Source organism: Exiguobacterium undae DSM 14481, from assembly GCF_000620805.1.
Lineage (GTDB): Bacteria > Bacillota > Bacilli > Exiguobacteriales > Exiguobacteriaceae > Exiguobacterium_A > Exiguobacterium_A undae.
In genome coordinates this window covers 1066646-1082217 of record NZ_KK211187.1, presented here as the reverse complement: position 1 = coordinate 1082217, position 15572 = coordinate 1066646, and the positions used below count along the sequence as shown (strand labels likewise).

Here is a 15572-nt window from a genome sequence, read left to right as displayed (position 1 = left end):
GCTGTTACGACTGTTTGACTGCCGTCCGAATCGATAGCTCATTTAATTGTGCATCTGAAACCGGACTTGGTGCCGCTGTTAATAAATCACTTGCCGACGCCGTTTTCGGGAAAGCAATCGTATCCCGTAAGTTTGTACGTCCAGCGAGTAACATGATCAGACGGTCAAGACCTAACGCGATGCCCGCATGCGGTGGCGTTCCATATTCGAACGCTTCCATCAAAAAGCCGAACTGTTCATTTGCTTCCTCTTCCGTGAATCCAAGTAATTTAAACATCCGCTCTTGGATATCCCGTTCGTAAATCCGCTGTGATCCTCCGCCAAGCTCATACCCGTTCAAGACAAGGTCATAGGCAACGGCAAGTACACTGCCTGGGTCCGTCTCGAGTTTGTCGAGATCTTCCCGGCGCGGCATCGTGAACGGATGGTGGTTTGCATAGAAACGACCGTCCGCTTCTTCAAACGTTACGAGTGGGAAATCCGTCACCCACAGGAAGTTGAAGACCGTTTCGTCAATCAAGCCGAGTTCTTTTCCGAGTTTTTGACGAAGTGCGCCGAGACTATCCGCAACGATTGAGGCTTTTGCTGCCACGAAGACGAGCAGGTCGCCCGCTTCAGCCGACGTTGCGTCAACAAGACGTGCCGTCGCCGCTTCATCAAAAAACTTCGCGATTGGACCGTTCAGTCCGTCTGCCGTCACTTTGACCCAAGCGAGACCTTTCGCGCCATAGATCGCTGTGAACTCTTGTAATTTATCGATATCTTTACGTGAGAATTGGTCGGCTGCGCCTTTGACGTTCAACGCTTTGACTTCGCCGCCGGATTCAAGTGCCATGTCGAAGACTTTAAAGCCGGCACCTGTGACCGCTTCCGCCACATCAATCAACTCAAGACCAAACCGTGTATCCGGCTTATCCGAACCGAACCGGCTCATCGCTTCCGCATACGGCATCCGCGGGAACGGTGTCGTAATGTCTTTTCCGAGTGTTTCTTTCATGACACGTGTCATCATCGATTCCATCATCGCATACAAGTCTTCAACATCCATGAAACTTGTTTCGATGTCGACTTGTGTGAATTCCGGTTGACGGTCTGCACGCAAATCTTCGTCACGGAAACAACGGGCAATTTGGAAATACCGCTCAAAACCAGATACCATCAATAACTGTTTAAACAATTGCGGCGATTGCGGCAAGGCGTAAAATTCACCCGGGTGAACACGACTTGGTACCAAGTAGTCCCGCGCGCCTTCCGGTGTCGATTTCGTTAAGATTGGTGTTTCGACTTCGAGGAAATCTTGTTCGTCGAGGAAGTTCCGCATGATGTTTGATGCTTTTGAACGCAGACGGAATGTTTCCTGTAGTGATGGACGACGAAGATCCAGATAACGGTATTTCAAACGGAGATCTTCTGACGTCTGTTCTGCTTCTTCGCTGATGGGAAACGGCGTCATTTTTGAAGCATTCAAAATGATGACTTCATCCGCGACGACTTCGACTTGTCCTGTCGGAATGTTCGGGTTCGGATTTTCACGTTTGATGACCGTCCCTTTGATGTCGAGCACGTATTCCGAGCGAATCGTTTCTGCCAGACGGTGTGCCTGCTCGTTTTCCGGTTGGAAGACGACTTGGACAATTCCGGTCCGGTCACGTAAGTCAAGGAAAATCAATCCACCGAGGTCACGGCGTTTTTGAACCCACCCTTTTAGTTGAACGGCTTGGCCGATCGTTTCTTCTGTTACGGTTCCGTTCATGTGTGTACGTCCGATCATTGTACTTCCTCCTTTAATTTCGCGACAATCGTGTCGGCGACAGCTGACAGCGGGACATCAATCTGTTCGCCCGTCGACATGTTTTTTAACGCGGCCGCACCACGTTCAACTTCTTCGTCTCCGAGGATGACGGTAAAGCGTGCCTGCATCCGGTCGGCTGCTTTGAATTGCCCTTTGAACTTCCGCCCGAGGTAATCCCGATCCGCAGCAAGTCCTTCCAAACGCATTAATTGAAGCAGGCGGGTCGCTGTTTTTTCGACTTCTTCATTGCCTTGCGCGACGATGAAGACATCGATTGAATCATCGACTTCCGGTAAAACCGCTTCGTTCTCAAGCGCCATCAACAGACGTTCAATGCCGATCCCAAAACCGATGCCCGGTGTCGCAGGACCGCCAATCTGTTCGACGAGTCCGTTATAACGCCCTCCGCCGCAGAGCGTCGTGATGGCACCGAACCCTTCTGCCTCCGACATAATCTCAAATGATGTGTGGTTATAGTAATCGAGACCACGGACGAGTGTCGGGTCAATCACGTACTCGATGCCAAGTGCATCTAAGTGGAGCAGGACCTGATCGAAATACGCTTTCGAAGCCGGATTCAGGAAATCGAGAATCGACGGTGCCGTCGCCATGCTCGGGTGATTGCGGTCAACTTTACAATCGAGAACACGGAGCGGGTTGGCTTCGAGACGGTTTTGACAGTCTTGGCACAACTCGTGAGCAACCGGCTTGAAGTGATTGACCAACGCTTCGCGGTGCGCAGCCCGGCTTTCACTGTCTCCGAGTGAATTGATGACAAGCTTCAATTTTTTTAAACCGAATGATTGGTAGATGCTCATCGCTAAACTGATGACTTCTGCATCGATTGCCGGCTCTTCACTGCCAAGCGCTTCGACGCCGTATTGGTGCAACTGACGGAAACGACCGGCTTGCGGACGTTCATAACGGAACATCGGTCCGATATAAAACAGTTTGACCGGCTGATTCGGTGAACCGTATAGTTTGTTTGTCACGAATGACCGAACGACGGCAGCTGTTCCTTCCGGACGGAGCGTAAACTGTTCCTTACCGCGTTTTTCGAGCATGAACATCTCTTTTTGGACGATGTCTGTCGTCTCACCGACACCTCGTTTGAATAGTTCTGTCTCTTCAAAGATCGGTGTCCGGATTTCTTTATAGTTGTATCGTTTACTGATCTCCCGCAATTGGTTTTCAATATACTGCCAACGTTCGACTGTACCCGGAAGCACATCAAACGTTCCGCGTGGTAATTTCATCCTAATTCCTCCTTTTGAATACAAAAAAAGTCCTCGTCCGCAAAGGGACGAGAACTTGAAGATCCCGTGGTACCACCCTGGTTGCTGAAAAATCTCAGCCACTCGGTGCAGTTAACGCCTGCTTACGATTTTCCCTACTCTATACATTTCAGGAAAATACCTCGGAAGGGTCTTTCGTCTAGTTCGCCTGATCACCCTTCCAGCCAAGGGGCGACTCTCTAAGCAGCCGAGATCTAAATTACTCTTCTTCGTCATCGGTTCTATAATCGTTCTGTTATCCCTTATATTGCCTCGTTCGAAAGATCCTGTCAAGACTTTGGTTACTTTTCTAAAATCAAGGTCACCGGTCCATCATTTACGAGCGCAACATCCATCATTGCGCCGAACTGTCCGGTTTCGACCGTAATCCCTTGTGTGCGCAGACGCGCGTTAAAGGCTTCATACAATTCATTCGCAAGATCCGGTTTCGCCGCTTCCGTAAAGGCGGGACGGCGTCCTTTTTTAACATCTCCGTACAGAGTGAACTGGGAAACGGACAAAATCTGACCATCCACATCTTGAAGCGACCGGTTCATCCGCTCTTCCTCATCTTCGAACACCCGTAGTCCGGCAATCTTATCCGCCAACCAATTGACTTGCTCCAGCGTATCTTCATGCGTGACCCCGACGAGTAAAAGAAATCCTTGATCGATTTGACCGGTAATCGCTCCTTCGACCGTCACGCTTGCTTCTTTGACCCGTTGTAATACGACTCGCATTCTTATCCGCTCCTTATGTCATCATGACGCGATGCACGGCATACACGTCTGATATCTGTTTAATCCGGTCAACCACTTTCTGCAAGTGATTGACGTTATCGATCGCAATCGTCATCGAAATCTTCGCCTGTTTGCTGTCGTCCCCTTTACCGCTGACAGCCACGATATTCGTATTCATCGCGGACACGGATTGCAGGACATCGTTTAACAAACCAGCCCGGTCAAAACCAGAAATCTCGATTTCGACGTTATAGCTTTTAACCGTCTTACCTTCGTGCTCCCACTCGACTTCAAGCAACCGTTCTGGGTTTTGTTCATGAATGACGTTTAAACAATCTGACCGGTGAATCGAGACACCGCGTCCGCGGGTGATGTAGCCGACGATGTCGTCTCCCGGCACCGGATTGCAACACCGACTCATCCGGACCAACATATTGTCGATTCCCTTGACACGGACACCTTCCGGATTTTGTTTCTTCGGTCGGTCAAATGTCTTCATTTCACTGATGGCTTCGTTTAATTCAAGATTTTTTGACTCTTTGTCTTTGCGCAATTTTTCCGTCAATTTATGCGCGACTTGAGCAGCAGTCAGACCGTGATATCCGACGGCAGCATACATATCTTCTTCTTGCCCGAAGTTGAACTTCCGTGTCACGTCCTCAAGTGTCTTTTCGTTGATGACATCCTTTGGTTCAAAGCCGAGTTTTTTCACTTCCGCCTCAATCAGTTCCCGACCTTTCGAGACGTTTTCTTCCCGTTGTTGCCGTTTGAACCATTGACGGATTTTATTTTTCGCCTGACTCGATACACAAATCTTGAGCCAATCCTTGCTTGGTCCATAACTGTGTTTTGACGTAACGATTTCAATGATGTCACCGGTCTTCAGTTTGTAATCAATCGGCACCATCCGTCCGTTGACTTTTGCTCCGATCGTCCGGTGTCCGATTTCCGTATGGATCCGGTAGGCATAATCAATCGGCACCGATCCTTTCGGCAATTCGATGACGTCACCCTTTGGTGTAAAGACGTACAGCATATCGCTGAAGAAGTCGACTTTGACCGACTCCATGAATTCTTCCGCATCGGCGGTATCTTTTTGTAACTCCAGAATTTCACGGAAGTGAGCGATTTTGTCTTCAAAACCGGACTTCGCTTCCTGCTCTTTTCCTTCTTTGTAGGCCCAGTGCGCGGCAATTCCGTACTCGGCGATGAAATGCATATCGCGTGTCCGAATTTGCACTTCAAGCGGTTCACCTTTCGGCCCGATGACCGTTGTATGCAACGACTGGTACATGTTCGGTTTAGGCATCGCGATATAGTCCTTGAAGCGTCCCGGCATCGGTTTGTATTGGGTGTGAATGATTCCGAGAACCGCGTAACAATCCTTGATGGAGTCGACGATGATGCGCACGGCCATCAAATCATAGATTTCGCTGAATTCTTTTTTCGAGTTCTGCATCTTGTTGTAGATCGAGTAGATATGTTTCGGACGACCGTCCACCTCGGCTGCGATCTCGACTTCTTCAAGTACTTCGTTGACTTCATCGATGACAGACGTGACGAGCGCTTCGCGTTCCGTCCGCTTTTGTTTCATCATCGAGACAATCCGGTAGTATTGTTGCGGATTGATGTAACGCAGACTGATGTCTTCGAGTTCCCATTTAATCGTCGAAATCCCGAGTCGATGCGCGAGCGGCGCAAAGATTTCAAGCGTTTCTTCTGCTTTTTGGACTTGTTTTTCTTTAACCATATGTTGAAGCGTCCGCATGTTGTGCAGGCGGTCGGCTAACTTGATCAAAATCACACGGATGTCTTCCGCCATCGCAATAAACATCTTCCGGTGATTTTCTGCCAACTCTTCTCGTTTGGACTTGTATTTGATTTTCCCGAGTTTCGTCACGCCATCGACCAGCATCGCGACATCTGCTCCGAACCGTTCCGTGAGTTCTTCCAGCGTAATGTCGGTGTCTTCGACGACATCATGAAGAAGAGCGGCAACAATCGTCGTCGCGTCGAGTCCGATATCTACCAGTATCCCAGCCACTTGAACCGGGTGAATGATATAAGGTTCACCCGATCGACGAAATTGTCCTTCATGCTCGTCTTTTGCGAATTGATAGGCACGTTCGATATCTTTTACTTCTGCCTCTGTCATGTACTCCGCACATCGAGCGAGAAGGTCTTCTACATTTACGATTTGTTTATTTGTCATCCCTTATCCTCACCCAGTCCCCGGGATTGATTACGCTGAATCCCTAATTATATATACCTTCTATTATCGTGAAATTTTGATAATATGTCAAAATAAAAAGAAATACCCCCCCGACTACAACCGAGAGGATATTTACTATGGATTAATCTGCGTAACGAATCAAGGACAAGATATCGTATCCTTCTAACTTCTCGCGACCGCCTAAGCCGTCCAACTCAATCAAGAATCCGATTCCGGCAACCGTTCCACCGAGTTGTTCAATCATCTTGATTGTTGCTTCGATTGTTCCACCCGTTGCGAGTAAATCATCGAGAATGACGACACGTTGTCCAGGTTGGATCGCATCGTGGTGCATCGTCAAGACATCTTTTCCGTACTCAAGACCATACTCGACACGGACTGTCTCACGTGGTAATTTGCCTTCTTTGCGGACAGGGACGAATCCGATCTCCATCGCGTAGGCAGCCGGGCATCCGACGACGAATCCACGTGCTTCCGGACCTGCGATGACATCTGCGCCTTGCTTACGGGCGTAGTCGATCAAGGCGTCGACGGACTGCTTGTACGCAGGACCGTTCTGCATCAGGGATGTGATATCTTTAAAACTGATTCCTTCTTTCGGCCAGTTTTCAACCTCTTTTATATGCTGTTTGAACTCCATGTCATTTCCTCCTGCTTCGCCGCTTCTACCAAAGTATCAAAACGCTCTTTCAACTGAGCGAGTGACGAATAAATGTATTGTTGCTCGAGACGTTGACGTTCCTCATGACGTTTGTACGTCACAGCTTCCGTCAAATCCCGTTTTTCAGCATTCGGGTTCACACCCGGCAGCCCGTCCTCCATTGTAACAAGAAAATCAAGTTCCGAAAACACTGAATGCATAAAGTTAATCGAACGTTTTGACCATTTTCGGGTTTTCGACAAACGAACCAGCCCGATCCGCAGTTCTTCCCGCGGACATTTCGCAAAATAATTGAAGTAATGTTTGAAGTCTTCGCGCGAAGGAATCGTCTCGAAATAATAGCCTTCATCTTTAAAAGCACAGTAGATCCGTTCCGCTTCTTTCAAGTAGGGCAGGAAGGCCGCTTCTTCTTCCGGTAAGTCCAAGAAGACGATATTTGCTCGGACCGGTCCGTTCAGGTGACGTTCCGCGTATTTGTCTTGTGTCTCTTGCGTAAAGGCCACGAATGTCGTCTCTTCTGACGGTAAGGCAAACACGTCCGTTAACGGTTTTTTCCCGCCGCGATAATCAAACAATTGAACATCTGCAACCGCTAGATCCTGGATCATCAGCTGTGGTTTCCGGAAACCGTTCCACTCGTTGATGTTTAAACTTCCCATCAAGGAAACGTCTGCCAGCGATGAAATCTCATCCACTGCGTCACCAAAACCGAATCCGATTCCGTCCAGTTCCGTTTTCCCGTCCGTCACGAGGACTTTTAAGTGCGTCAAATCCCGTCCGATACGTTTCAAGTCACGAATGCTGGCCCCTTCGACGACGACGCGTGGTGACGGATTCCCCATTCCAAATGGCGCAAGTCGTCCCATCTCCTCGATCAAGCCAATCGAAATATCGGAGACATTCAGACGTAAATCGATTTCAATCGTCCCGATGAACGCCTCGTCCGGTAAGTCAGCGGCTTGGGCATTCAATCGTTCCCGTAACAGAGCGACATCGTCCGATGAAAGTGTCATTCCGGCTGCTGCCGGGTGTCCCCCGAAATGCGGCAAGATGTCCGAACAGACGGTCAATTCCGCAAATAGATCAAAAGCGGCAATTGATCGACCGGACCCTTTCGCCGTTCCTTTTTCCGCATCATGACATAACAGAATGACCGGCCGGTGGTATTTCTCGACGAGTCGTGAAGCGACGATACCGACGACACCCGGATTCCAGTGGGCTGCATCGACGACCAACACCCGATCGGCCAAGTAATGCTGTTCCACTAATTCGATTGCTTCTTCTGCAATTTTCTTCACGATATCCTGCCGTTGTTTATTTTGTTGATCCAGTTGTTCCGCCAACAGACTGGCTTCTTCGATTGTGTCCGCGAGCAACATCTCGAGCGCCGGCATCGCCGAATCGAGGCGACCCGCTGCATTGATCCTTGGACCAAACGCAAAACCAACCGACTCTTCCGTCAACTCGTCTTCGACGAGGCTGCAGACTTTCCGTAATGCTAAGATGCCGGGACGTTCACTGGCGTTTAAGGCTTCGATACCTTTTGCCGCAAGCAACCGGTTTTCCCCGACCAACGGAACCAGATCGGCAATTGTTCCGAGGACAGCCAGATCCAGCAGGTCCTCCGGCACGCGCCCGAGTAAGGCATGGGCAACCTTAAAGGCGACACCGGCACCGGCCAGTTTCGAATACGGATAGTTCGTATCAACACCGGGATGAATCATCGCAAAGGCATCCGGTAAGACGTCTTTTGCTTCATGGTGATCAGTGATGATCAAATCGACACCAAGTTCTTTTAAGACAGTTGCTTCATCAATACCGGAGATGCCGCAGTCGACCGTAATGATCAAACTGAAGCCTTCCTCTGCTGCCCAGCGGAAAGCCGCCTCGTTTGGTCCGTAACCTTCCGTAAACCGATTCGGGATATAACATTCCGCCATCGCTCCGATTTCGACCAACGCATGCCAGAGAATGGCTGCGGAACTGACACCATCGACGTCATAATCGCCGTAAATTAAAATCATTTCTCCCGCATCCGCTGCTTGCTGAATCCGGTCCACGACCTTTTTCATATCCTGAAACAGAAACGGATCATGAAAATCCAGCTGGTCTGTCGCTAAAAAGGCACTGGCTTGCTCTGCTGTATCGAACCCGCGTTGGACAAGCAAATGTGCCACATGCTTCGAGACCGCTACGTGTTCGGCTATCTCGTCTATTTTGAGCGGATCGACTTCTTTATCGATCCATGTTTTCTTTGAATGATACATCTAACCCCTCCAATCAACTTCATCATTATAAAACAAAACCCGCGTTAGCGATAGCTAACGCGGATCTGATTACGAGGCTTGTTTGGATGACTTGAGTGTCCGCCCTTTCATCACGAGCCACAATTGGGCCGCGATGAAGATTGACGAATACATTCCCATGAACAAACCGACGAGCAAGGCGAGACTGAAGCCTCGGATCGCTTCACTGCCGAAAATATACAGGGCAGCGGCCGTCATGATGACGGTCACGACAGTATTGATCGAACGAATAATCGTTTGTTGAATCGACTCATTGACGATATGCGACAGTTCACTGAACGTGACTTGACGCCCACCTTTTTCCGCCAGTCCAAGATTTTCCCGGACCCGGTCAAAGGTAACAATCGTATCGTTAACCGAATACCCGATGATCGTCAGAACCGCGGCGATGAAGTACAGGTTGACTTCAATCTGGAACAGCGAGAAGAACGCAATGATCATCAAGGCATCATGGAGCAAGGCCAGTACTGTGGCAACTCCGTAGAGTGGTTGGAAACGGAATGAGACATAGATGACGATCCCAAGCGAAGCCAGCAAGACGGCATAAATGGCGTTACGGGCAATTTCCTGACCGACTTGCGCCGATACCGTCGAGATACTTGGTTCCTTACCGTACTCGGCTTCAATGACTTGTTTCATTTCAGCAATCTGTTCTTGACTGAATTCACCGACGAATGTGACGTTCGCAAGTGTTCCGCCTTGTGCAAACTGCACGCCATTGATTTCCTCCGCATCAATGCCGGCATCTTCAATGACGGACCGGACGTCCGCTTCTTTGATCGTGTTCTCGGAAGCGATCTCGACCCGTGTACCTTCCGTAAAATCGATCCCGAGGTTCAACCCGCGGAAGACAAGCAACAGAACCGAAATCAGCACTAAGGCGATCGTAATCGTAAAGTAGATTTTTCGGTGTTTTACATAATCAAATTTCGTTGGATTAAAGTTCACGAATTTCACTCTCCTTTACGCCAAACCAGGTTTTCTTCTTATCAAACCATCGGCTGCTGACGAGAAGTTGCATCAAGTAACGGGAGATGAAAACATTCGTGACGAACGTAACGGCGATCGAGACCATCAACATGATCGCAAAGCCTTTGACGGTGCTCGTCCCGAAGTAATACAACACACCTGCCGAAATCAACGTCGTTAAGTTCGCGTCAAGAATCGTTCCGAACGAACGACGATTTCCGGCTTTAAACGCCGACAAGACCGATTTCCCGCTGCGAAGTTCATCTTTAATCCGTTCTGCCGTGATGATGTTGGCATCAACTGCCATCCCGACACCCAGTACGAGGGCCGCGATTCCCGGTAAGGTCAGAACCGCATTGATTCCGTTAAAGAAGATCATGACGAGATAGATGTAGAACAACAACGTGATGATCGAAACGAAACCGGATACCCGGTAAAACAACAGCATGAAGACGAAGACGGCAGCGATCCCGATCATCGAAGCGAACAACGTCTGATCGAGCGCGTCTTGACCAAAAGCGGCCGAGACGGACGTCGAGTAGATTTCATCAAGCTTAACCGGAAGTGCTCCAGCATTTAGGATTGACGATAATTGTTTGCCGTATTCTGCTGTGATATCGCCACCTGAGATGATCGCTTTATCCGAATTGATCGGCTGTTGGACCGACGCATCAGAGACGATTTTCGAATTTTCTTTTTGAATCTCTTTTTCGTACGTATCGCCTTTTTCATAATCCAGCCAAATGACAAGACGATTTGCTGGTGGTTGCATTTGCGACACTTGTTGTGTCACTTCATAAAACTTTTCTTTTGATTTCATCGTCAGTTCGACAAGCGGCGCGTTTGTTTGCGGATCATATCCGACTTTCGCCCCTTTGGCCTTCAAATCCGATCCATCAAGTAACACTTTGTCGTTGATGTCGCGGAACGACAATTCAGCCGTCGAAGATAAAATCTGACGTGCTTCACTCTGGTTTTTGACGCCGGCTAATTGAACACGAATCCGGTTGTCTCCTTCGATCCGGATATCCGGTTCCGAAACACCCAACACGTTGACCCGGTTTTCGATTGCCGTCAGCGTCGCGCTCATCGCATTGGCATCGATGACGTCGCCTTCTTTCAGCGGTTGTACTTCATACAAAACCTCAAAGCCGCCCTTTAAATCCAAACCTAGCTTCGTATCTTTCAGGAGCCAAGTCGATGTCGTACCGATCAGTATGAGCAGTGCGGCAACGATGATAAAGAACGTGGCCAGTTTTCCCTTCTTAATCATGCTACATTGTCCTTTCTCTCAATCCCAGTATATTTTCAGACAACTTTCTTATCCTATCCTAGCTTACATAAGAACTGGTAATTATAGCAATCGTTTTTCTCGTATAAAAACAGAAAAGACGCTCCCGAATTCGGAAAGCGTCTGTTTCTAGCCTTATTCGACGATTTCGTCGTCCATGACAGTCGTTGATTTTTTCGTAACTTCCGCGACCGCACTACGGTTAAACGTCAATTGCGCGTTACCCGATTTCAATGTGACCGTTGTCTCATCAACTTTTTGTACGACCCCATGAAGGCCACCGATCGTCACGATCGAGTCACCGCGTGATAACTGGGTTTGCATCTCACGCACTTGCTTCTGGCGTTTGTTCTGTGGACGAATCAACAAGAAATAAAACACCACGAAGATCAAGATCATCGGGAGGAATGTCAATAATTGTTGCATCTGAGTCAGCTCCTTTTCATTCAAATCACGTTCATTATACCGTAAAAAGAATAGAATTGTCAGACCATTTATCAGAAATTCTTCGCGTTCGGCAAATTATAGCCGTATTCTTCAAAGAATTCGTCTTTAAAATCAAGCAGACGATCTTCACGAATCGCTTGACGAACGCCTTCCATCAACTTGACGAGGAAGTGAAGATTGTGTGTCGAACAGAGGTGCAAACCAAATGTTTCTTGCGCCCGGATCAAGTGGTGAATGTAAGCACGTGAGTAATTCTTACACGCATAGCAATCACATTTTTCGTCGAGCGGACGGAAATCACGGGCATATTTGGCATTTCGGACGACGAGACGTCCGCTTGATGTCATCAAGGTCCCGTTTCGTGCAATCCGTGTCGGTAAGACACAGTCGAACATATCAATCCCGCGAATCGCACCTTCGATCAAGGCATCCGGTGAACCGACTCCCATCAAGTAACGCGGTTTGTCTTCCGGCATGAGTGGTGTCGTAAAATCAAGTGCGCGGTACATGACGTCTTTCGGTTCTCCAACCGACAATCCACCAACGGCATAGCCCGGGAAATCAAGCGACGCGAGATCACGTGCACTCTGACGGCGTAAATCTTCATACTCGCCACCTTGAATGATGCCGAACAACGCTTGATCTTGCGGACGTTCGTGTGCAGCAAGGCAACGTTCCGCCCAACGGCTCGTCCGTTCGACAGACGCTTTCATGTATTCATGAGAAGCCGGGAACGGCGGACATTCGTCAAACGCCATCATGATGTCCGAACCGAGGGCGTTCTGAATCTCCATTGCTTTTTCCGGTGACAGGAACAGCTTATCGCCGTTCAAGTGATTGCGGAAATGGACGCCTTCTTCCGTGATGTTACGTAAATCGGCGAGCGAAAAGACTTGGAAACCACCGGAATCGGTTAAGATCGCTCCGTCCCAGTTCATGAATTTGTGTAGTCCACCGGCTTCTTTGATGACATCGTGGCCAGGACGGACCCAGAGATGATACGTGTTCGAAAGAATGATATTGGCATTCATATCCTTGATTTGTTCCGGTGCCATCGTCTTGACCGTTGCTTGTGTTCCGACCGGCATGAAGACGGGTGTCTCGAAACTACCGTGCGGCGTATGGACGATTCCTAACCGCGCACCGGATTGTTTACAGGTTTTGATATGTTCGTAAGTTACTGCATGTTTTGTCATCGGTTTAATTCCTCTCTCGTTAAGAACATTGCGTCTCCGAAACTAAAGAATCGGTATCCTTGCGCAACGGCTTCTTCATAGGCATGTAAGATGTGTTCGCGTGTCGACAACGCGGATACAAGCATGATCAATGTCGACTTGGGTAAGTGGAAGTTCGTGATCAATCCGTCAATCCCTTTGATCTCTTGACCGGGATAGATGAAAATATCCGTCCAACCGGAGGCTTCGACGAAATCACCATGATCCCGAATGACGGTCTCGAGTGTCCGCGTCGATGTCGTTCCGACAGCGATGATCCGGCCGCCGTTTTTACGGGTGTCCCGTAAAATTTGTGCCGACGATTCCGGCAACTCATAGTATTCACTGTGCATCTTGTGGCTGTCGACATCATCGACCGAAACCGGTCGGAACGTGCCGAGTCCGACGTGCAGGGTCAATGGCGCGAGCTTGACCCCTTTGTCCGTCAACGCTTGCAACAATTCCGGCGTGAAGTGAAGTCCTGCTGTCGGGGCTGCCGCACTCCCCCGTTCCCGGGCATAGACCGTCTGATAACGGTCCTGGTCTTCCAATTGTTCATGGATGTACGGTGGCAACGGCATCGTTCCCAACTGATCGAGTACTTCGTAAAAGATCCCTGTATAGGAAAACTTCAAGATCCGTCCGCCGTCCTCGAGGGCTTCCATACATTCTGCCCGCAGTAAACCGTCGCCAAATGACAGCACGGTTCCCGGTTTAACCCGTTTCGCAGGTTTCGCGAGGGTCTCCCAAACATCATCACTCGTCTGTTTGAGCAACAACAGTTCAATTTTGCCACCTGTCTCTTCCTTGACGCCGAACAAACGGGCCGGTAAGACTTTTGTATCGTTGATGACAAGCGTATCTCCTGCGTTGAAGTGTGACACGATGTCATGGAACTTCTCGTGACGAAGCGCACCCGTCTCCCGGTTGATGACCATCAATTTCGAACTGGTCCGGTCGAGCAGCGGGACTTGGGCAATCTGTTCTTCTGGTAAATGAAAATCAAATAAATTTACATCCATCTTTAATTTCCTTCTTTCAATCCTAAATGTTGCCGTGCAAACGGCGTCAAGACACGTCCGCGTGGTGTCCGTTGTAAAAATCCCTGTTGAAGCAAATACGGTTCGTAAACGTCTTCAATCGTCTGCGCATCCTCACCGATTGTCGCAGCAATCGTCTCAAGACCGACCGGACCACCCGCAAACCGTTCGGCAAGCGAACGTAACAACCGGTGATCAACATCATCGAGTCCGAGCGCGTCGACATGCAGGCGATCCAGCGCACTCGTTGCCAGTGTCGCGTCAATTGCGGTTTGATGAGCGACCTGAGCAAAGTCGCGGACCCGCCGTAAGAGACGGTTCGCAACACGGGGTGTCCCTCGTGAGCGGAGCGCAATCGCTTCTGCTGCCATCCGGTCCGCTTCAAAACCAAACAAGCGGGACGTCCGCGTGACGATGGCTGACAATTCCGGCATCGTGTAGTACTCGAGTTTCAGCGTCACACCGAAACGGTCACGCAGCGGTGCCGATAACATACCGGCCCGCGTCGTCGCGCCGACGAGCGTAAACGGTGGTAAGTCAATCCGAACGCTTCGTGCCAGTTCACCTTGACCGATGACGATGTCGAGACAATAGTCTTCCATCGCTGGATATAAAATTTCTTCAATCGAGCGGCTCAGACGGTGAATCTCATCGATGAACAAGACATCTCCCGGTTCAAGCGAGGAGAGAATGGCTGCCAAATCTCCCGGACGCTCAATCGCCGGTCCGGCTGTCGTCTTGATCCCGACACCCATCTCATTGGCGATGATGGTCGCAAGCGTCGTCTTCCCAAGTCCCGGTGGACCATATAACAACACGTGATCCAGCGTTTCCTGACGGATTTTTGCCGCTTGGATGAAGACACTCAAATTGCCCTTCGCCTTTTCTTGACCGATGTACTGATCCAGCGTCTGCGGACGCAAACTCCACTCTTCTTGATCTTCTGCGTGGGCAGATTCTGACAAAATACGCTCTTCCATATCCTCACCTCACATTCAATAACAGCTGCAACGCCCGTTTCACATATTGGTCGGTCGACAGTACTTCGCCTTGGAGCGCTTTTTTGACTTTTTCGACTTCCCGGTCGCTGTAACCAAGTGCCGTCAAGGCTTCGCATGCTTCGTTCAACTCGGCGTTTCCTTGCGCAAACAAACCTTCGCTCGGGATATAATCCGGTGCCAGTTCAGCCAATTTGCCTTTTAAATCAAGGGTCATCTGTTTTGCTGTCTTTTTACCGACACCCGGGAACTTAATCAAATAACTTTCCTTTTCCTGTTCAATCGCTTCAACGAGTGCGTCCACGTCTCCGGATGCCACGATGGCAAGGGACCCTTTGGGACCAATGCCGGTCACACCGAGTAATTTCGTGAACAGTGCCCGCTCGCGTCGAGAACGGAATCCGAACAAGACTTCTTGATCTTCTCTGACATAATGATACGTATATACGATAACCTGTTCGTCTCCGGTCCGATAAAAAAACGGGTTCGGTGCTACGATTTTGTAGCCAATCCCCCCGACCTCGATCGTTACGAATTCCGCACAGACATAAGCGACTTCGCCGCGTACGAATTCTATCACTTTAGAACGCTCCCATCCATTAACAAA

11 protein-coding genes, 1 pseudogene and 1 other annotated feature are annotated in these 15572 nt (G+C 49.4%); all 12 genes and pseudogenes read right to left on the bottom strand.

The features are described from left to right. Window positions 1–4 precede the first annotated feature (4 nt). The gene (aspS, locus tag P397_RS0106075) at window positions 5–1771 is read right to left on the bottom strand and encodes an aspartate--tRNA ligase (RefSeq protein WP_026832446.1); all 1767 of its coding nucleotides are present in this window, start codon (window positions 1769–1771) and stop codon (window positions 5–7) included. Continuing rightward, window positions 1768–3048, bottom strand: coding sequence for a histidine--tRNA ligase (gene hisS / locus P397_RS0106070; RefSeq protein ID WP_035414080.1), 1281 nt, complete (start codon window positions 3046–3048; stop codon window positions 1768–1770). Before hisS ends, aspS begins: the two co-directional genes overlap by 4 nt. 40 nt (window positions 3049–3088) lie before the next feature. Next, window positions 3089–3312 (bottom strand) — a binding site (T-box leader). A 56-nt stretch (window positions 3313–3368) separates the two neighbouring features. Beyond that, complete coding sequence (gene dtd / locus P397_RS0106065) at window positions 3369–3806, bottom strand: D-aminoacyl-tRNA deacylase (RefSeq protein WP_026832444.1); 438 nt, start codon at window positions 3804–3806, stop codon at window positions 3369–3371. A gap of 13 nt (window positions 3807–3819) precedes the next feature. After that, window positions 3820–6018: a RelA/SpoT family protein gene (locus P397_RS0106060; RefSeq protein ID WP_026832443.1), complete on the bottom strand. Its 2199-nt coding sequence runs from the start codon at window positions 6016–6018 to the stop codon at window positions 3820–3822. A 142-nt stretch (window positions 6019–6160) separates the two neighbouring features. Further along, the gene (locus P397_RS0106055; protein WP_012370959.1) at window positions 6161–6679 is read right to left on the bottom strand and encodes an adenine phosphoribosyltransferase; all 519 of its coding nucleotides are present in this window, start codon (window positions 6677–6679) and stop codon (window positions 6161–6163) included. Further along, window positions 6658–8967, bottom strand: a complete 2310-nt coding sequence (gene recJ, locus P397_RS0106050; RefSeq protein ID WP_028105929.1) for a single-stranded-DNA-specific exonuclease RecJ — start codon at window positions 8965–8967, stop codon at window positions 6658–6660. Before recJ ends, P397_RS0106055 begins: the two co-directional genes overlap by 22 nt. Window positions 8968–9036: 69 nt before the next feature. Then, window positions 9037–11248: pseudogene (gene secD, locus P397_RS18125) on the bottom strand (protein translocase subunit SecD). A gap of 153 nt (window positions 11249–11401) precedes the next feature. Continuing rightward, a complete protein-coding gene (yajC, locus tag P397_RS0106040; RefSeq protein WP_014970891.1) occupies window positions 11402–11692 on the bottom strand; it encodes a preprotein translocase subunit YajC in 291 nt (96 codons plus the stop codon). Between the two features lie 71 nt (window positions 11693–11763). Beyond that, window positions 11764–12909, bottom strand: a complete 1146-nt coding sequence (gene tgt / locus P397_RS0106035; RefSeq protein WP_014970892.1) for a tRNA guanosine(34) transglycosylase Tgt — start codon at window positions 12907–12909, stop codon at window positions 11764–11766. Beyond that, on the bottom strand, window positions 12906–13949 hold the full coding sequence (gene queA, locus P397_RS0106030) for a tRNA preQ1(34) S-adenosylmethionine ribosyltransferase-isomerase QueA (RefSeq protein WP_028105928.1): 1044 nt from the start codon (window positions 13947–13949) through the stop codon (window positions 12906–12908). The genes tgt and queA overlap by 4 nt, the downstream gene beginning before the upstream one ends. A 2-nt stretch (window positions 13950–13951) precedes the next feature. Continuing rightward, window positions 13952–14947, bottom strand: a complete 996-nt coding sequence (gene ruvB, locus P397_RS0106025; RefSeq protein WP_026832440.1) for a Holliday junction branch migration DNA helicase RuvB — start codon at window positions 14945–14947, stop codon at window positions 13952–13954. Window positions 14948–14951: 4 nt separating this feature from the next. Continuing rightward, window positions 14952–15545: a Holliday junction branch migration protein RuvA gene (ruvA, locus tag P397_RS0106020; protein WP_026827827.1), complete on the bottom strand. Its 594-nt coding sequence runs from the start codon at window positions 15543–15545 to the stop codon at window positions 14952–14954. Window positions 15546–15572 lie beyond the last annotated feature (27 nt).